Source organism: Noviherbaspirillum sp. Root189, from assembly GCF_001428545.1.
Classification (GTDB): domain Bacteria; phylum Pseudomonadota; class Gammaproteobacteria; order Burkholderiales; family Burkholderiaceae_D; genus Noviherbaspirillum.
Genome location: NZ_LMHZ01000017.1, coordinates 1 through 18,136 on the forward strand (window position 1 = coordinate 1; position 18,136 = coordinate 18,136).

General features: G+C 54.9%; 17 protein-coding genes. 11 read left to right on the forward strand and 6 right to left on the reverse strand.

Translation table 11 applies throughout. The features are described 5' to 3' along the window. Nucleotides 1-505: 505 nt before the first annotated feature. From ASE07_RS12080 to ASE07_RS12090, 3 genes are all read right to left on the reverse strand, one after another. Nucleotides 506-916 carry a hypothetical protein gene (locus ASE07_RS12080; RefSeq protein ID WP_057291082.1) on the reverse strand — a complete coding sequence of 137 codons (411 nt, stop codon included), beginning with the start codon at nucleotides 914-916 and terminating at the stop codon, nucleotides 506-508. A gap of 90 nt (nucleotides 917-1,006) precedes the next feature. After that, nucleotides 1,007-1,804, reverse strand: coding sequence for an alpha/beta fold hydrolase (locus ASE07_RS12085; protein WP_057291083.1), 798 nt, complete (start codon nucleotides 1,802-1,804; stop codon nucleotides 1,007-1,009). Nucleotides 1,805-1,908: 104 nt separating this feature from the next. Continuing rightward, nucleotides 1,909-2,181 carry a hypothetical protein gene (locus tag ASE07_RS12090; protein WP_057291084.1) on the reverse strand — a complete coding sequence of 91 codons (273 nt, stop codon included), beginning with the start codon at nucleotides 2,179-2,181 and terminating at the stop codon, nucleotides 1,909-1,911. Nucleotides 2,182-2,647: 466 nt separating this feature from the next. Here ASE07_RS12090 and ASE07_RS12095 point away from each other — a divergent pair, with 466 nt between their 5' ends. Further along, on the forward strand, nucleotides 2,648-4,009 hold the full coding sequence (locus ASE07_RS12095; protein WP_057291085.1) for a pyridoxal phosphate-dependent decarboxylase family protein: 1,362 nt from the start codon (nucleotides 2,648-2,650) through the stop codon (nucleotides 4,007-4,009). A gap of 68 nt (nucleotides 4,010-4,077) precedes the next feature. On the opposite strand, the gene ASE07_RS12100 is transcribed toward ASE07_RS12095, so the two are convergent. Beyond that, nucleotides 4,078-5,037 carry a LysR family transcriptional regulator gene (locus tag ASE07_RS12100; RefSeq protein WP_057291086.1) on the reverse strand — a complete coding sequence of 320 codons (960 nt, stop codon included), beginning with the start codon at nucleotides 5,035-5,037 and terminating at the stop codon, nucleotides 4,078-4,080. Nucleotides 5,038-5,141: 104 nt separating this feature from the next. On the opposite strand from ASE07_RS12100, the gene ASE07_RS12105 reads away from it, so the two are divergent. The 3 genes from ASE07_RS12105 to ASE07_RS12115 all read left to right on the forward strand — a co-directional run bounded on the left by ASE07_RS12105 (nucleotide 5,142) and on the right by ASE07_RS12115 (nucleotide 8,366). After that, the gene (locus ASE07_RS12105; protein ID WP_156396561.1) at nucleotides 5,142-6,218 is read left to right on the forward strand and encodes a TauD/TfdA family dioxygenase; all 1,077 of its coding nucleotides are present in this window, start codon (nucleotides 5,142-5,144) and stop codon (nucleotides 6,216-6,218) included. A 49-nt stretch (nucleotides 6,219-6,267) separates the two neighbouring features. Beyond that, nucleotides 6,268-7,251, forward strand: a complete 984-nt coding sequence (locus tag ASE07_RS12110; RefSeq protein ID WP_057291088.1) for a Bug family tripartite tricarboxylate transporter substrate binding protein — start codon at nucleotides 6,268-6,270, stop codon at nucleotides 7,249-7,251. A gap of 125 nt (nucleotides 7,252-7,376) precedes the next feature. Further along, nucleotides 7,377-8,366 carry a YeiH family protein gene (locus ASE07_RS12115; RefSeq protein ID WP_057291089.1) on the forward strand — a complete coding sequence of 330 codons (990 nt, stop codon included), beginning with the start codon at nucleotides 7,377-7,379 and terminating at the stop codon, nucleotides 8,364-8,366. 32 nt (nucleotides 8,367-8,398) lie between these two features. Here the strand turns inward: ASE07_RS12115 and ASE07_RS12120 are convergent, their stop codons facing one another. Further along, complete coding sequence (locus tag ASE07_RS12120) at nucleotides 8,399-9,172, reverse strand: IclR family transcriptional regulator (RefSeq protein WP_057291090.1); 774 nt, start codon at nucleotides 9,170-9,172, stop codon at nucleotides 8,399-8,401. A 193-nt stretch (nucleotides 9,173-9,365) separates the two neighbouring features. On the opposite strand from ASE07_RS12120, the gene ASE07_RS12125 reads away from it, so the two are divergent. Genes ASE07_RS12125 through ASE07_RS12135 form a run of 3 tightly spaced genes read left to right on the forward strand, consistent with a single transcriptional unit; the run spans nucleotide 9,366 to nucleotide 12,288 of the window. After that, nucleotides 9,366-10,328 (forward strand): tripartite tricarboxylate transporter substrate binding protein, encoded by a 963-nt coding sequence (locus ASE07_RS12125; RefSeq protein ID WP_057291091.1) that lies wholly within the window; start codon nucleotides 9,366-9,368, stop codon nucleotides 10,326-10,328. Nucleotides 10,329-10,333: 5 nt separating this feature from the next. Further along, a complete protein-coding gene (locus ASE07_RS12130) occupies nucleotides 10,334-11,089 on the forward strand; it encodes an SDR family oxidoreductase (protein ID WP_162256877.1) in 756 nt (251 codons plus the stop codon). 32 nt (nucleotides 11,090-11,121) lie between these two features. Next, nucleotides 11,122-12,288 (forward strand): acyl-CoA dehydrogenase family protein, encoded by a 1,167-nt coding sequence (locus ASE07_RS12135; protein WP_057291093.1) that lies wholly within the window; start codon nucleotides 11,122-11,124, stop codon nucleotides 12,286-12,288. A gap of 182 nt (nucleotides 12,289-12,470) precedes the next feature. On the opposite strand, the gene ASE07_RS12140 is transcribed toward ASE07_RS12135, so the two are convergent. Continuing rightward, the gene (locus tag ASE07_RS12140) at nucleotides 12,471-13,229 is read right to left on the reverse strand and encodes an IclR family transcriptional regulator (RefSeq protein WP_057291094.1); all 759 of its coding nucleotides are present in this window, start codon (nucleotides 13,227-13,229) and stop codon (nucleotides 12,471-12,473) included. 108 nt (nucleotides 13,230-13,337) lie between these two features. Here ASE07_RS12140 and ASE07_RS12145 point away from each other — a divergent pair, with 108 nt between their 5' ends. The 4 genes from ASE07_RS12145 to ASE07_RS12160 all read left to right on the forward strand — a co-directional run bounded on the left by ASE07_RS12145 (nucleotide 13,338) and on the right by ASE07_RS12160 (nucleotide 18,119). Then, on the forward strand, nucleotides 13,338-14,147 hold the full coding sequence (locus tag ASE07_RS12145; protein WP_057291095.1) for an enoyl-CoA hydratase: 810 nt from the start codon (nucleotides 13,338-13,340) through the stop codon (nucleotides 14,145-14,147). Next, nucleotides 14,144-16,309 carry an acetate--CoA ligase family protein gene (locus ASE07_RS12150; protein WP_327196052.1) on the forward strand — a complete coding sequence of 722 codons (2,166 nt, stop codon included), beginning with the start codon at nucleotides 14,144-14,146 and terminating at the stop codon, nucleotides 16,307-16,309. The genes ASE07_RS12145 and ASE07_RS12150 overlap by 4 nt, the downstream gene beginning before the upstream one ends. 19 nt (nucleotides 16,310-16,328) lie before the next feature. Then, entirely contained in the window at nucleotides 16,329-17,081 is a 753-nt protein-coding gene (locus tag ASE07_RS12155) for an SDR family NAD(P)-dependent oxidoreductase (protein WP_057291096.1), read from the forward strand. Between the two features lie 63 nt (nucleotides 17,082-17,144). Further along, entirely contained in the window at nucleotides 17,145-18,119 is a 975-nt protein-coding gene (locus ASE07_RS12160; RefSeq protein ID WP_057291097.1) for a tripartite tricarboxylate transporter substrate binding protein, read from the forward strand. Nucleotides 18,120-18,136: the final 17 nt, after the last annotated feature.

Genomic DNA, 18,136 nt, shown 5'->3' on the forward strand with positions numbered 1-18,136 from the left:
TATTCATGACGGACTCCTTTTGTTGGTTGATCCCCATGCCCATGCGAACCAGTACGTCTACTTTGGCGCAAAAAGACGGAGGGAGTCCATCCCATCAAATGAGATCGATGGACTTTTTTGACTGGCAAGGCGCAGGAGGAGTCAATAGCGGGCTATTGACGACGAGTGCAACGCCGGCAGGCGGCTCGGCACCCCCGGAAAAAGACGCGATGTCATGTTGCATTATGGGTTGGGATTGGTATTAGGCCGCTGTCATTTGCAATGCATGACGATTGATAGCCATGTGCGCCACAGTAATGACCACTGGAAGCAAAAGTTCGGGATAAAGTCGCCTAGCCGTACTACTGCCGGGTCTGGAAGCCCGACTTGACTGATGGATACGAGTTTCCCGGCTCTGGCAAAGAGCACTCCGACGGCTAGGAGGTACACCAACGGTCCTTGCCTCCGACTGTCAAGCCTGCCCAGAAGCTGATAATCCCTGTGGAAAGATACACACCTTCCATGCTCAACGCTGCTTACTTTTGCATTTTCCGTTTTGGATCCGAACCTCGGGCGGAATAACATAGCTACAAGTACTCATCACATGAGCAACGCGGTTAAATTTCTCTTCAGCTTCCGCATACTGCCTGGCAAGCTCCTGAAGCTTTCGTTCGTCAGAGTCGACAGTTGAATAGATCACGAAGGTTTGGGGGCCTCCACATGCCTTCGCACCAACCGGAAGAACACGGCACTGCTCAAGCGACTGCGCGGATGCATCCCCCACCTCCTGCTCCATCAATAGTCGTATTTCCCGCATCTCGGATTGCAGTCCCCCGGCGATGGGGTATCGACCTTCGGTCCCTGTATGCCCGCATGCCTGCAGTCCTCCACACAGGAGCAGCATTGCAATAATTCTCTTTTCTATAGACCATGCCATGACTCTCCTTCGATATTTGGTGGTTGTCCGGTTACAGGTATAGCAGTTGTTGACTGGCCGCGCAGCAGTCAAGTCGCCTCGATGGATGCGTCAGATTTGCCTGAGAAACTGTTCGATTGCGGCATTGACCGCCTCCGGGTTCGTGATCGGGCCCATGTGGCCAAGCTCATTGAATCTCACAAGATGCGCTTGAGGAAGCGTCGAGAGCAATACACGGGCCACGCCGTGAGCCGACGCAGTCGAACGACCGCCGACCATGTAAAGGATGGGTATGTCGAGTTGGCGAAACGTTGCCAGCGGCGTAGGTTCGGACATAAGAGCATGTGCCCAGCGACGGACGTTCTTTACCGAAGCAGCAATGGACTGTTTGCGGGGTTCCGGCGTGTTTTTCCAACTACCGGTCCCCATCCAGTAGTCAATGAACGCCTCTGCCGCTGCTTCCTGGTCACCGCGATCAAGCGCCATGCTTGCCATCTGGACCGCGTTTCGAATACCGTCCGCGTCATTTGGGGGAGGACTTTCAGCATCCACCAGGGAAAACAGCGTGGGCTCATATAGAGCGAGCGCACGGACTCGTGCAGGATGGACAAGCGCGGCGATTAGAGCGACAGCTGCGCCGTAAGAGTGTCCGACCAACACAACAGGATCCTTGGCTTCAGTGAGCAGAGGTTCGATCAGCGCAAGTTCGTCGCGGAGTGAAATGATTCTGTCGGAATGCCAGTCCGGGCTCTTGCCAGCCCCATAAGAATCCGGAGCGACAATGTGATACTTTGGAAGTAACAGGTCTATAAGACCGCGCCATTGAGCGGAGGTGCTCGCGTTCGCGTGGATGCAGATAACTCTGGAGCCGGCACCACCTTCACGCACAAAGGGTTGGGGATGAGTCATAAGAACTCCAGTGGTTTTATTCAGGCTTAACGTTTGACATGAACGACGCCCGGTAAGGGCTTAGCTGTTGGCTGAATAGCGGACTGATGGCTCCGTTACGCTTTTTATGTCTTGTTCTGGGCCAAGAGCCGCTGATACTCTGCGGACATCTTGTCCATATATTCGAGTGCGGCATTATATTGGTTTGAATGAAACTCCATTAGTTTGTCAAACTGGTCAGCTGCGAGTGCGAAAGGCGCACCTGTGTTACGCATCGAGTCCATCATGGTTTTTTGAGATCGCATTACCAGGTCCCACGCCTGATGGGCCTGTAGCACGGCAGTTCTAGACTGTTCCCAGAAAGTTTTGGCGAATTCAACTTGAGCTTGGTCGATCATGGATCGTCTCCTCTGTGACTGACGAAAAAGCCTTGGCGTTTACGACTACCGACGCGATATAAATGCACAACGGCCAGTTATCACCCGTATGGCAGTTCAGTATGGAAAGCCATTCCCTGGCAAAACCACAGGCTACCGCTTTGCTTCTGGCAGCTGTGTGAAAACGACGCTGCAAAGAATCGGCAAGCCGCGCAATGTAACAACCATCGGATAAATTCTTAGCTTGCAAGCATATTTGAAGATCAGGTTTGATGCATATCGAACGACTGCCTCCGTGTCTGGAAGACAGTGCTTGAGAAACCACTAATGGCCACCCGGGGACGAGTGCATCGTTTCCTGCGATGGATTGTTTCGGAATGAATCGAAGGTACCGACCACGATTGCGGAATGCCTGGCGCAAACATCAAGGATCAACTGTTTATTTGCTGCAGAGCATATTCTGACCGGCAAACAAAGGAGACTTCTCATGAGAGAACTGTTGGCAATGACTGCCGAGCGGGCAAGTCGTTATCTCGAAGGTGTGCAGACGCGAAGTGTTGCTCCGAATGCAGACACGGTCGCTCGCCTTGCGTTACTTGATATGCCACTCGCCGACGAACCAGCGAGTGCGGAATTGCTTCTTCAGCAACTGGATGAAATCGGTTCACCGGCGACCATGGCAATGGCGGGACCGCGCTTCTTTGGCTTTGTTATCGGTGGTTCGCTCCCTGCCACCGTGGCTGCTGGTTGGCTGGCAAGCGCGTGGGATCAAAATAGCAGCCTATACAATGTCACTCCGGCTACCGCCGCAATTGAACAAATCGCACTCAGGTGGGTGCTCGATGTGCTGAAGCTACCATCGGATTGCGGCGGTGCGTTTGTCACAGGCGCCACCGTTGCGAATTTCACGGCGCTCGCTGCGGCACGGCACGCGGTGCTGGCAAAGGCAGGATGGAACGTAGAAGCCGATGGATTATTTGGCGCTCCTCCCATTACGGTCATCGTCGGTGCAGAGGCGCATCCGACGGTGCTAAAGGCACTGGGCATGCTCGGTCTTGGACGTCAGCGGGTCGTGACATTGCCAGTCGATATGCATGGCCGCATCCGCAGTGAGACACTACCTCCAATATCTGGTCCGACAATCGTATGTGCGCAAGCTGGAAATGTAAACACGGGTGCATTCGACCCATTTCTTCAGATCTGCAAACGTGCACATGATGGCGGTGCATGGGTACACGTCGATGGAGCATTCGGGCTATGGGCTGCGGTGGCCCCGTCTCGCGCTCACTTGGTTGAGGGTATTGAGGACGCCGACTCCTGGGCTACCGATGGACACAAATGGCTGAACGTGCCATACGATAATGGCATGACATTTGTTAGAGACTCGCACGCGTTACGGGCTGCGATGGCGATTACCGCGGAGTATCTTCCGACTGTGAGTGAACACCGTAATCCTGCGGACTTTACTCCCGAACTCTCGAGGCGTGCGCGCGGGGTTGAGGTCTGGGCCGCGTTGCGTTCGTTGGGGCGGACAGGATTAACCGATCTGGTTGAACGTACCTGTGCTTATGCGCGGCGGTTTGCGGAAGCGTTTTCTTTTGCCGGATACCAGGTGTTGAATGAAGTGATGCTTAATCAGGTGCTGGTCTCGTTTGGTACGCCTGAGATGACAAAGCGTGTGATCGATGACATTCAGGCTGACGGGACTTGCTGGTGTGGGGGTACAGTGTGGCAGGGACATACGGCGATGCGGATCAGTGTCGTCTCCTGGGCGACGACGTATGCGGATGTGGAGAAAAGTATTGAAGTAATTTTGCGGATAGCGGCGAGACATCGTCAGCCTGCATAGGCTGGGGTTGACGCAGCACTTCGCGCCTACTGGCATGGCCGAGGGGAACGCGCAGGAATATTAACGTTTCATTTCCTCAAAAAGTTTTGCATTTCGGTCGTCGTAAAGACCACCTTTATATTCTCGTCACGTTCAATGCGTGCCAAAGAATCGGTCATGGACTCAACAAGTGCAGTCGCGGCAGGCGAAAGAGTACGTCCTTTCTTCTTCACCACATAAAGCCGCCGTCGAAGGGTCGGCTGGATCAGCGGTTTAAAGCAAAGGCCATCGGCAATCAGGGGTTTGGCAGCAAGGGCTGGCAGCGCCGCATAACCAAATCCCTGTACCAGTAACGGCTGCAATGACGACATTGAGCCAACCTCATAGGCCGGGTTTTTATACTGAGATGCGATTTTTGAATGCATGTCAATCAACGCGCGAATGCCATTGGCACGATGTAATCCGACCATGGTGTGCGGCGCAAGCTGACTCCAGGCTAATGGCGCTTCTTCGCCAACAAGGGAATGGTCCCTTGAATAGACCGCGCCGTAGTCGTCTGTCAATAGGAGCGCGGCATCCAGTGCTGGTGTTTTCTGAAATAAGGTCGTTACCCCAAAGTCGGCCTCTCCTGAAACGACCAGCCGCGCCACGCTTTCGGTGGTTTCCTCCGACAGGCGCACGTTAATTCCCGGATAGGTTGATACGGTCTTCGCCACGGCTGGGGCCAGCACATAATTGATGAAAGAAGCGGCGGCCGCAATGATGACCGAGCCCCGTTGACGGTTGGCTGTCAGGCGCAACTCATCCAGCGATTCCTGTAAGTCGCGCAGCAACCGCTCGGCAACCGGCAGGAAGGATAAGCCTTGCTGTGTCAGCACCACCGAGCGGGTAGAGCGGTCCAGCAGCCGCATTCCGATTTCCGCCTCAAGGATCTTCACAGAGGAAGTCAGCGTTGATTGCGTCACGTGCAGACGTTCTGATGCACGAGTAAAGCTGCGTTCCCGCGCAACCGCGGTAAAGGCGCGAAGTTGTTTCAATGTAATATTCATTTATCGCTCGGATCTATTAATCCATTAAAACTATTCGTTGGACGATTCTACCCCGCGTTATTAGACTTGTGCGCAACATGTCCACCATGAGCAAGGAAAGCCCGATGAACAGCCCCGAACGTTTTAACGAAACAGCAGTTCCCCAGCATATCGATGGCCCATCGGCCTGGTATGGCGCAGAGATGGCGGCCCGTCGCGACTGGATCTATGAACTTGGCGAACAGGATCTTGCAGAAATTGATGCTGCGATCCGGCAAGTCAAATCCAGCGGACTGAGTCTGGGCGATATCACGCCTGAGACGTTTCGGCTTCCACAGTTGCACGCTCAGCTGAAGGCAATCCTGGACGAAGTCCTGAATGGCCGCGGATTTGTGCTCGTACGTGGATTCCCGGTCGATCGCTATAGTCTTGAAGAGACGGCTATCGCCTACCTCGGGCTTGGATCTTACCTGGGAAGCTTCCGGTCACAAAACGCCAAAGGCCATCTATTGGGACATGTACGCGACCTTGGTGCTGATATCAGTAAGCCCATGACGCGCTATTACCAAACCAATCGCGAGCTCGAATACCATACGGATTCGTGTGACATTGTCGGCCTGATTTGCCTGAAGACTTCGCGCTCCGGGGGCGAAAGTCGAATTGTGAGTTCGGTGACTTTGTATAACGAGATGATGGCCAGGCGGCCTGATCTGGCGGCAGAACTCTTTCATCCTTTTCCGACAGACCGCCGCGGAGAAGTGCCAGATGGCATGAAGCCCTGGTTTGATATTCCGGTATTTAACTGGTATGCCGGCCAGCTGACCACGATATATGTCGGCCAGTACATTCGCAGCGCGCAAGAGCTGTTTCCCGAGGCACGACGTCTGAGTGAGCGCGAAATTGAAGCACTGGCATACCTCGACACTCTGGCCAACGACCCGAAGCTTAACTTGCAAATGGAGTTCCGACCGGGCGATATGCAATTTTTGCACAATCACCAGTTGCTGCATTCACGCACCGACTTCGAAGACTGGCCAGAACCGGAACGTCGCCGCCATCTGTTACGGCTTTGGCTTGCACCGAAAGAAGGGCGTCCGCTTCCGGAAGTCTTTGCGACGCGATATGGTTCGACTAAACCCGGCGAGCGCGGTGGTATCATCGTTAAAGGTACCAAGCTGACGTTTGCGCTTGACCCGGTCTGACACAGACCAGACGCGCTGACGTTCAATACAGAATACAAGGAGCGAGACAATGACACTATCCAGACGTCAATTCCTTACCTCGGCGGCGGCTCTCGGCGTTGTGGGCTTTCCTGGCATCGTTTCCGCTGAAGACTGGCCCTCGAAGCCGATACGGATAATCAGTCCTTATCCGCCCGGAGGCATCGTCGATATTCTGGCACGTCTCGTCGGAGACAAGTTGTCACAGAGTTTAAAGCAGCCAGTCCTTGTCGAGAGCAAGGCGGGTGCAGGCGGTAACATCGGCACTGCCTACGTTGCACGATCACGCGGCGATCCTTATACCTTGCTACTTGGCGCAAGCGGCCCGTTGGCCATCAATGTCTCGCTTTATAAAAACATTGGCTATGACGTTGCCGCCGATTTCACGCCAATTAGCCTGCTCGCTGCAACCCCTCTGGTGCTAGTGACATCGGCCGATACGGGCGTCAAGAATGTATCAGAGCTTCTTTCGCGGATTAAGTCCCCTGGCGCCAAGGCTTTCTATGGATCAGCGGGAGCCGGGACGCCGCAGCATCTCGCTGGTGAACTATTCAAGCAAAAAACCGGTACCACGTCCACCCACGTTGCTTACAAGGGCGGCGCGCCCGCGGTGGTTGCCGTACTTGGATCGGAGGTGCTTTATGCATTTGAAAACCTCGCCCTCGTCGATGCACATATCAAGTCCGGCCGTATGATCCCGCTCGCGGTCACGACCACAAAGCGCACTTCCTTGCTGCCTTCGGTACCAACAATGATGGAAAGCGGCATTGCTGATTTTGAAGCGCGTGGCTGGTATGGTCTTCTTGCTCCCGCGGGTCTGCCCGATGCGATAATCAAGCGTCTGAGCGAAGAAACGATGAAGGCCGGGCGCATGCCGGACGTTCGCGCAAAGATTGCCGCCTTTGGATCAGATGACGTCATCAATACACCGGATGAGTTCCGCAAGTTGATCACAGCGGAAACAGCGAAATGGCGTGGCATCGTCGAAGCGGGAAAAATCACGATTGAGGGTTGATCCGTTTTCTTTAGTCCATCGGAAAAAGGGGTCTACCCGTATTCCGTTGTCCAACGATCGTTCACCTTTTATAAGGCATTGCAATGCTAAGGACAGTTTTTGTCCGACTCTCTGACACGCTGTCCATGTGGCATCCAGCCACCGTCAAAAAAAACTGGCCTGGCATGGCTGTCGCGATCGTTATAGCGCTGGCTGCCTCGTTCATTTCTGATACTTATGGTGGGCCGCAACTGCTCTATGCGTTATTTTTCGGCCTGTCATTTCACTTTCTGTCGCAGGACGTTTCTTGTAAACCCGGAATCGAATTTTGCAGTAAAACAGTACTGCGTATCGGTGTTGCGCTCCTCGGTGCACGGGTCACGTTTGGACAGATTGAGTCGATGGGTATCCGGCCCATTCTGATTGTGATCGGGGCGGTATTGATCACCATACTATTCGGCTACGCGCTGGCATTCAAACTGCGACGGCCGGCAACCGAAGGCGTGCTGTCCGGGGGCGCGGTTGCGATTTGTGGCGCATCGGCGGCATTGGCCATCGCCGCAGTGCTGCCTCAGACGAAAGAAAATGAAAAATTCACATTGCTGACGGTCGTGGGTGTGACGACTTTGTCGACCATCGCAATGATCGTATATCCCCTTGTCGCAAGGGTCCTGGGACTAGATCCGACGATGGCTGGAATTTTCATCGGCGGCACTATTCATGATGTTGCACAGGTGGTGGGGGCTGGTTACTTGATGTCCAACCACACCGGCGATGTCGCCACGCTAGTGAAGCTAACGCGGGTCGCATGTCTGGTGCCGGTCGTCATTGGCCTGACCATTATTTTTTCGACCAGGAATAGCACCACTGAGTTCGACACACCACCCTTGGTACCCTTCTTTCTGATCGGTTTCGTCTGGCTGATGGCTTGCAATAGCGCGGGTTTTATTCCGCCGGAAGTGGCGAACGGAATTAGCCGTGTGTCGCGTGCGTGCCTGGTCACTGCAATCGCTGCGTTGGGTGTAAAGACCTCATTCCAGTCGCTGGCGTCGTTGGGTTGGCGGCCGATTGCAATGCTGGTGGCAGAAACGGTATGGCTTGCAGCCTTCGTCCTGCTCGCGTTGGCCGTCCTCTGATACGTCTTCATGGCTTGAAGAGACTGCAAGCGCTATCCGGGGAACAGTTTGAAACCACTCTCGTTTAGTTCGGACCTGATGCTTTCGGCAATATCCCGGCGACGTTTTTCGTCGAGTCGTGAAGCAATTGCCGCAACACTGAGAGCCGCGTAGTGTCCTTTGGTGAGTTCGAATGCGACTCCGACCGCGTGTACTCCTGGAATCAGCAGATTAAGTCCGGTGGAGTAGCCGTCACTGCGTGTCTTTTCCACAATTTTCTTTATCCGGGATTCACTCATGCCGCTCCGTTCGTACTCGGCGGCGTGCCTGCTGTAGAGCGCCTTGAGTTCTGCAGCGGTCAGTGTGGCCAGTAAGGCCTGTCCAGCTGTCCCCAGGCCAAGAAGGCGAAAGCTGCCGGTCAGCGTCGTCATCACGCGTACCGGAAATGGTCCTCGTTCCAGATGCAGGCAATGTGCAAAGTCTCCGTTTCGGACGATCAGGAATACAGTGTCTTCCGTCGAGCGGGCAAGAGAGCGCATGAGCGGGCGGCAACGTTCCACAATGGGCGGACGAGTCATCGCCGTCAGCCCAAGTTGCATGGCATTCAATCCGAGATGATACCTTTTTGTGGCTTCATTCCGCTCCACATAACCACCCTCCGCAAGCCCACAAAGCAGACGGTACACCGTGGTTCGGTTGAGCCCCGTCAAGGCAATCATCTCATTGAGATCAGCGCCTTTTTCATGATGCTCGGACAGCATCTTGAGCATCGACAGCGCGCGGGCAATGCTTTGCGCCCCGGAAATCTTATCCGTGCTCGTGTTCATAATATGCACAATCGATATAAATGGGTTTGCTTAAGAGATCTCTTCCTATGTTAAATGTACTTTGCCTGCTTCGCACACGAAGGCATGACGGTGTCGGGATGAAAAGTACAGATCCGTAGATCTGTATCGCGCCCGAAAACCCTATTCGGCAGCCAAACGTAAGGCAATTTCGATTGAGATCAAGGAGACAAAAATGAGAAGGTTTATTGCAATAGTCGCGGCGACGTTTGGCTTGCTAGCCGTACCATTTGTTCATGCCGATACTTTTCCAAGCAAAACGATCACTCTGATCGTGCCATTCCCACCTGGCGGCAGTACCGATGTCCATCTGCGAACTATCTCCCAGCTGGCAAGCAAACACCTTAACCAGACAATCATCGTAGAGAACCGGTCCGGCGCATCAGGATCAGTAGCACTCAGTGCCCTGAAGTCAACGCCCCCTGACGGATACAAACTGTCTGTGGTGGTTCCAACCAGCTTGCGCCTCCCCCTTCTGCAAAAAATGGCGTATGACCCGCTGACTGACTTTACTTATATCAGCATGCTGTCGAGTTACGCCTACGTCGTGGCGGTACCTGCCAATAGTCCATTCAAAACCTGGAAAGAATTGCTTGCCTACGCCAAGGCAAATCCCGGCAAGCTCAGTTATGGAAGCGCGGGCTTCAATTCAACCATGCACCTCATCATGGAAAACGCAGCGATGCTGGAAGGTGTGAAGTTGAACGCCGTACCCTATAAGGGCGATGGTGACCAGATTCAGGATCTGGTCGGTGGACAGCTGGATTTTGCATTGCCTAGTCTCGGCGGCATAGCGCCCATGGTCGATACTGGGAAAGCGCGAATGCTGGCTGTGTTTACCAAGGAACGCGCCTCGCGTTTCCCGGATGTTCCCACTTTGCCGGAAGCTGGTACCAACATGATTGCGGAAGTCCCCTATGGCATTGTCGGGCCCGCAGGAATGGATCCAAAGGTAGTCGCAATCCTGGAAAACGCCTTCCGTAAGGCGTCTGATGAATTGCCAAACAGGCAGATGCTGACTCAGCTTGGACAGGTGCATTCTTACCTCGGATCTGCGGAGTATAAGGAGTGGGCTCAGCGCACCTATGCTAAGGAAAAAGAGCTGATTAAAAAGTTTGGAAAACCGGTAAAGGATTGATGAAAATGGTGCAACCCAAGACAGTAGTGATTACCGGAGCGGGATCCGGTATCGGCGCCGCGGCAGCAAGGCGTTTTGCAGCAAGCGGCTTAAACGTACTTGCATGTGATATTGATAGCGCGGCCCTGTCCAAACTCAAGATGGAAATTCCATCCGAGCGACTGGAGACCCTATGCATAGACATCGCCCAGGATAACGCTGCGGATATTGTTGCCGAAGCCAGCCAGCATAGATGGGGGCCTGCGCAGATTCTGGTAAACAACGCAGGCATCGCACCCAAGTACAACGGCGTTGCTTTGAACATACTCGACATGACGATGGATGAATGGAATCGCATCTTGTATGTCAACCTTACCTCCTCGATGCGACTGTGCCAAAGGCTGCTGCCGGCAATGAAAGAGGCACGCTGGGGACGCATCGTCAATGTATCGTCTTCGGGCGGACGTACGCGGGCGCTTGGTCCGGTCGGTCCTGCTTACATGGCGTCGAAAGCAGGACTGCTTGGTTTGACGAGACATATAGCTACCGAGCTTGGCCCGTTTGGTATCACCGCCAATGCGGTAGCGCCCGGACGGATCGCAACCGCACTCGGGGCAACGACCGGGGCAGCAGTCGCCGAGGACTACGCAAAAAGGGTGCCGGTCGGTCGCATCGGCAAGCCTGATGAAGTGGCCGCCGCCATTACCTTCCTCGCGACAGAGGACGCCAGCTTCATTAACGGCTCGGTCATCGACGTCAACGGCGGCATGTTCATGCTCTGACTATTTTTAATCCCTATTTATCCAACTATTCCATGATCTATACAGAAGAGCATCACAAGCTGATGGATGCGATCAATCGCTTCATCCAGGTCGAAATCGAGCCTTACTCCGATGAGTGGGAAGAAGCAGGCATCTTTCCCGCACATGAGTTGTTCAAGAAAATGGGCAATGCCGGCTTCCTGGGAATTAACCGGCCAGAGGCCTATGGTGGCATGGGACTTGATTACTCTTTCAATATTGCGGCTGCAGAGGCGCTTGGTTCCGTGACGGCGCAGGGCGTAAGTATGGGAATTATCGTGCAGACAGACATGGCGACACCGGCGTTGGCCCGTCATGGCAGTGATGCGTTGCGGCGCGAATATCTGGCTCCCGCTATTGCCGGGGACGTCGTGATCTCCATCGGCGTTTCCGAAACGGGCGCCGGCTCGGATGTTGCGTCACTGAAGACTCGTGCCCGTAAGGATGGTGGCGATTACATCATCGACGGATCGAAAATGTGGATCACCAATGCGACACAGGCCGACTGGATCTGCCTGCTTGCCAATACATCGGACGGCCCGGCGCACAAGAACAAGTCTCTGATTATTGTTCCGTTGAGGGAGAACGGCAAGCTGCGTCCGGGAATAGAGATGAAAAAAATTCGCAAGATTGGCAACTGGTCATCCGATACTGCTCAAATCTTTTTTGATGGGGTCCGCGTTCCACAAAGCAATCGCATTGGACAGGAAAATATGGGTTTCATCTACCAGATGGAACAATTTCAGGAAGAACGGCTTGCTGCTGCTGCACGGCGTCTGGGCGCGGTACATCTGATTACCGAAGTGGCCGACTATTTGCGCCAGCGAGTGGCTTTTGGAAAACCGTTGCTGGACAACCAGTACATCCAGTTTAAGCTGGCTGAACTCAAGACAGAAGTTGAAGCTTTGCGCGGACTCATTTATATGGCGGCTGAAAAATATATTGCGGGCGAAGATGTTGTCGAGCTTGCATCGATGGCCAAGCTGAAGGCGGGCAGACTTGCGCGTGAAATTGCTGATTGGTGTGTGCAGTTTTACGGCGGGATGGGATATACCTGGGAGAACCGCGCGGCACGTGCCTACCGCGACTCCAGGCTTGGATCAATCGGCGGCGGTGCTGATGAGGTCATGCTGTCGATCATCGCCAAAAAAATGGGCCTGACGACGGCCCGTTCAGCCTGACGAACCTGTTCCCGCAGCTTGCAGCACTGCAGCAGGCGGCGTGTCATACCAGTCGGAGCCATCACGCAACATGATCCATTGGTTACGTGATGGGTCGGACTGGTATAAGACGCCCGTCGAACCGGTCCGGACAGATCATCCCCAGAAACCGTATCCAACAGGGCTGCGGCGCTCCGCAAGTTTTACTTGCCGCCGAATGATCGGAATCCGATACTGCGCAACTGCGCCCCGATCAGCGAGGCGATCTCCCTGCATCGGGCTGCCGGAAAGCGTGAACCAATGCCAGCGATACTCACGCCGGCATAATTGCCTTTTGTAATTTCGAACGCGACTCCTACGCCACAAACACCTTCAGTGATGATATCGACTGTCACGGCATGGCCGTTGGCGCGAATATTTTTTACCGCCTGTTTCAGCTCGCGCAAGTTCAAGCCGTGGCTTTCGTACTCTTCCCGGTGACGGATATAAATTGCCTCGATCTCTGCATCCCCCATGGTTGCAAGCAAGGCTTGACCAGCAGTCCCCAAACCGAGAATGCGCAATCCTCCTACATGCTGGGTAATCGCCTTCACCGGGAAACTACCTTGTTCGATATGCAGACAGTGTGCGTAGTCCCCGTTACGAACCACCAGAAACACGGTATCTTCGGTTTCACGCGCAAGCAGTTGCATCAGTGGCTTGCACGATTCAACAATAGGTGCGCGACTCATCGCCATCAAGCCTATCTGCATTGCTTCCACGCCTAAGCGGTATTTCTTCGTTGTCGAATCACGCTCAACGAAGCCCGCCTGGACCAGCGCACTGACAAGCCGATAAACCGTAGTGCGGTCCAGTTCACTTTTCTCGACAAGCCCTGCCAGTTCGATACCCTCCTGGTGACTCTGTTCAATCAGGCTGAGCAGGCTGAGCGCGCGATCAAGACTTTGTGTCCCGGTACTCATATTTCGTTGCTGTTCATAATATGCACAAAGTATATATCCAAGGTTGCGCTAGATGGGCGACAGGTTTGAAATGTATCTCACCAATGGGATATCTTTCAAGGAGACGCTATGCACGACCAAGCACTGTTAATTGAAAACGTGGGATCGGTAAGAAGGATCTGGCTGAACCGGGGCGACTTTGCCAATGCCCAGACGCGGCAGATGCTTCTGGACCTGGATGTTGCAATCGCCGAAGCCGGTCGCGACGACTCCGTGCGCGTCATTATCCTCGCAGGGAAGGGGAAGCATTTCTCAGCCGGTCACGACCTCAAGGAAGCGCAGGCCAAACGCTCCGATTTTACTGCGGAGGAGCGCTGGGATTATGAAGAGTATCACTACCTCGACTACTGCCTGAACATATGGGATTGTCCCAAGCCGACGATCACACAGGTGCAGGGCGCCTGCGTTGCCGGCGGATTCATGCTGGCCAACATGTGCGATCTGGTCGTTGCCGCCGATGATGCATGGTTCTGGGATTCAGTCATGTTTTCAATGGGTCTGGCCGGGACCGAAGTCTTGTTTCAACCCTGGGTGATGGGCCTGCGTCATGCGAAGGAATTTCTGTTCACTGGCGAGCGTATCAGTGCGGAGGATGGCTATCGTATAGGGATGGTCAACCGCGTAGTGCCGCGCGCTGACCTCGATACACGCACGATGGAGATTGCCCAGAAAATCGCAAAAGCGCCACCATTTGCAACGCGCGCACTGAAAAAATCGCTCAATCGCACCTACGACATCCAGGGTTTCCGAAATGCCGTGCAAGCGCATTTCGATACCCATCAGGTTACCCATGCCTCGGCGGAATTCGCGCAGATCAGGAACGCCGGGCTTGCAAAGGTAATTGACCAGAACAAGACGACACTTGCGGAGTGTAAATGAACAAGCGTGACATATCGACACAGGTTGCCGCAGTAACGGAACGTGGTTCCTTGCGCCCGATGGACTTGCTGCTTAATCCGAGATCGATCGCTTTCATTGGCGCATCGGCCGATCCGTCACGGCTTGGCGGGATTGCAATAGATCATCTGGTCAAGTTTGGCTTTGAAGGCAAGGTCTATCCGGTTAACCCGAAGTACCAGGAAATGCACGGTCTGCAGTGTTATCCCGATATCGAAAGCTTGCCCGAGGCGCCAGATCTGGCGGTCCTGGCCATCGGTGCAGACATGGTCTTTCCCACGCTCGTCAAGTGTCATGCGAAAGGCATTCGCGCTGCCATCATCTATGCATCCGGCTTTGCAGAGGAAGGCGAGGAAGGAGCCCGGTTGCAGCAACAGATCGCCGACTTTTCCCGCGAGCACGATATGGCGGTCTGCGGACCCAACTGCATGGGCCTGGCGAACCTGAGTACGGGTGCCATTACTGCATTTGCCACCATCTTTCGCGATTACCCGCCCAATACGGGAGCCGGTCATGTAAGTCTTGTGACACAGAGCGGCAACATGTGCGCCATCTTGTATGTGGCCGGCTATGAACGCGGTATAAAGTTTAACCAATTCATCAATACCGGTAATGAGGCCAGTATTGAGTTTGCCGAATATCTCGAATATCTGGCCGATGATCCGCAGACACATTCGGTGATTGGCTACCTCGAAGGCTTGCGCGACGGTGAACGCCTGATCAGGGTAAGCGAGAAATTTCACCGTGCGGGAAAGGCGCTGATACTCATCAAATCCGGAGAAACCGAACAGGGTTCCATCGCTGCAATGTCACATACCGCTTCCCTGGCGGGCAATCAGGCAATCAACCGCGCCGCGTTTCGGCAATTAGGCATCATGCAGGCACGCGATCCCATGCAACTGGTCGACGTCGCTTACCTTGCGGGCATGAAAGACAGATCCGCAGGCAGACGCATTGCGGTCGCCTCAATCTCCGGGGCGATGGGCGGCTTGCTGACGGATCTGCTGGTATCGGCCGGGCTCGAGGTTCCGGTCCTTCCTCAGGATGCGCAAAGAATACTCAAAGAAAAAGCGCCCATGCTGGGGATGGTAGCCAATCCCATCGACCTGACCGCTAACCTGTATAACCGCGAAGGACTCGCTGCGGAGGTGTTTGCAACGCTGGTCGCCGATAGCAATATTGATACGGTCCTGGTCTATGCGACTGGCTACCTGCTTGACCGCATTGCTGACGAACTGATTGATGCATCACGTCGTTCCGGTCGACTGTTCATTGCCATCGATACCGGCAAGGCAAAATCGCGCGATGATCTTGAACGTGCGGGTATTCCCGTCTTTACCGATGTTGCGCGGGCGGTCGGCGCGATGGCGACATATCTACCGTGGCGTGAAGAGGCAAGCCGGCGCGACCACTGGAGAGCGTTGCGCACCGAACGGGAAGTGGCAACCGGGGAAAAACTTCTGCTTTCTCCGCGGATGGATGAGTACCAGACCAAGCGTCTGCTCGAATCACATGGTGTGCCGGTGTGTGCGGAGCGGGTCGCCAGAAATGCCGATGAGGCCGCTGCCTTCGCCGACATGACTGGCTTTCCGGTTGCACTCAAGATTCTGAGCCCCGACATTGCACACAAGACTGAAGCCGGCGGCGTCCGCTTGCATCTGACGAACGCAGATGCAGTCAGGAACGCTTACGCCGAAGTGATGGATAACGTGCGTGTGTCGCAGCCCGAAGCCGAACTGCGCGGCGTGCTGGTGCAGAAAATGGAAGCTGGCGTAGGTGAACTGATCGTCGGTATCACAAGAGATCCGATCTTCGGGTTGTCGATGACGGTGGGATTGGGTGGCATTTTCACCGAGCTATTCCGCGATGTCTCCCATCGACTGCTTCCGGTTGATGAAACGATTGCGCACGAGATGCTTAAGGAACTGCGTGGCTACAAGCTGCTGACCGGGTTTCGCGGCAAGCCTCGGGGCGATATCGCAGCGGCCTGCTCGGCTATCGCAGCCGTCTCGACGCTTGCAATGCATCTCGATGGGGCGATCAATGAACTTGAGATCAATCCGCTTCTGGTAAGGGCAGAGGGCGATGGCGTGGTTGCGCTTGATGCACTGTTGTCCACCACACCAGTTGACTCCAATAGTTAATAGTTAAAGGAAACGCGACATGAAACAGCTACGAACGGCTTTGGTAACCGGGGCAGCACGCGGAATCGGTCTCGCGACCGCAATCAATCTGCTTGAGGCCGGCCACCATGTCGCCATGGTAGACCTTGACACGGAGGCGCTGGAGTCCGCGGCGGCCGATCTGCCGGCGGATCGCGTGCTGCCGCTGGCAATCGATCTGCGTCAGCCCGATGCACCGCAACGACTGGATACGGCAATTCGGGCGCGCTGGGATCCGGTTGCCATCCTGGTAAATAATGCCGCCGTCTCGCCCAAGCATGCGGGCAAGGCGGCAGGCCTGGCAGGCATCTCGCTGGAAGAATGGGAGTTTGTCATGCAAGTCAACGTCACAGCGCCGATGCGGCTCGCGCAGCAGTTCGTGCCCGCGATGCGGGAACGCGGCTGGGGCCGGGTCATCAATACCTCGTCGCGTGCGGGCCGCACCAATCCGAACCAGGCGAGTTCGGCGTATGCGACCTCGAAGGCCGCCATCCTTGGACTGACGCGTGCCATTGCAACCGAGTTCGCGCCGTATGGGGTGACAGCGAATGCCGTTGCGCCAGGTTTGGTAGAAACCAAACTGGCACTGGCAATGAGTCCCGACATCCTGGCGCAGATCCGCGCCAAGACACCCGCCGGCCGCGGCGGAACACCGGAAGAAATCGCAGCCGTCATTGCCTTCCTTGCATCGGAAGAAGCTGCATTTGTGACGGGTGCATGTTTCGATGTCAATGGCGGAGCGTTCATGAACTGACACTGACCAACCGTCTTATCGCGTTGATAGTTTGCAGATTAAAACCATATACAGGAGACACGTATGCGCTTCACGCACTTTTTTGCAGCTTGCCTGGCTGGATTGTTCCATCTGGTTACGGCTAACGCTGTTGCTGCCGACAATTATCCGAGCCGTCCCGTTACCGTACAAGTTGCGTTCTCAGCAGGGGGTGCAACCGATCGTCAATTCAGGGTGCTGGCAGGATTGGCAGCGAAGCATCTCGGCCAGAACATCATTGTTGAAAACAAACCGGGAGCAGCGGGCACGCTCGCGGCGAGTACGCTGGCCTTGTCCGGCAGACCCGATGGTTACACGCTGGCCCAGGCACCGGTCGGCGTATTCCGGGTGCCGCATATGCAAAAAGTGAACTGGGACCCGGTACGCGATTTCAGCTACATCATCGGGATGTCAGGCTACGTGCTTGGCGTCGCAGTACGCGCCGACTCGCCGTTCAAGACATGGGAAGACGTTGTCCGCCATGCGCGCGCCAACCCCGGTTCGGTGAGTTATGCATCGACTGGTATCGGCGGCACACTGCACCTGGCGATGACGGATATTGAAAAGCAAACAGGGGTTCGGTTTAATCATATTCCTTATAAAGGCGCGGCGGATTCCTCGCGTGCACTCCTTGCAGGCGAAGTCATGCTACAGGCCGATGCCGTCAGCGGTTTCGCCGGTCTTGCCAACGCAGGCAAGACACGCATCCTGATGGTATGGGAGCCGACCCGCTACGCCGGCCTGCCCGACGTGCCAACCGCGCGTGAACTGGGACTCAATATCGTGTACCAGAGTCCTTTTGGACTGGTAGGGCCAAAGGGAATGCCGGCGGAGATAGTCAGCAAAATTCACGACGCGTTCAAGAAGGCTCTCGAAGATCCGGAGCATGTCCAGCTGCTGGGGCAGATTCACCAGACGCTGTGGTACCGCTCGCCAGCGGATTACGCGGCATACGCAAAATCGGCGTTCCTGGAGGAGCGCAAGTTAATGGAGCAGGCAGGTCTAATTTCGAAGGACTAAAAACCTCCAAACATGTT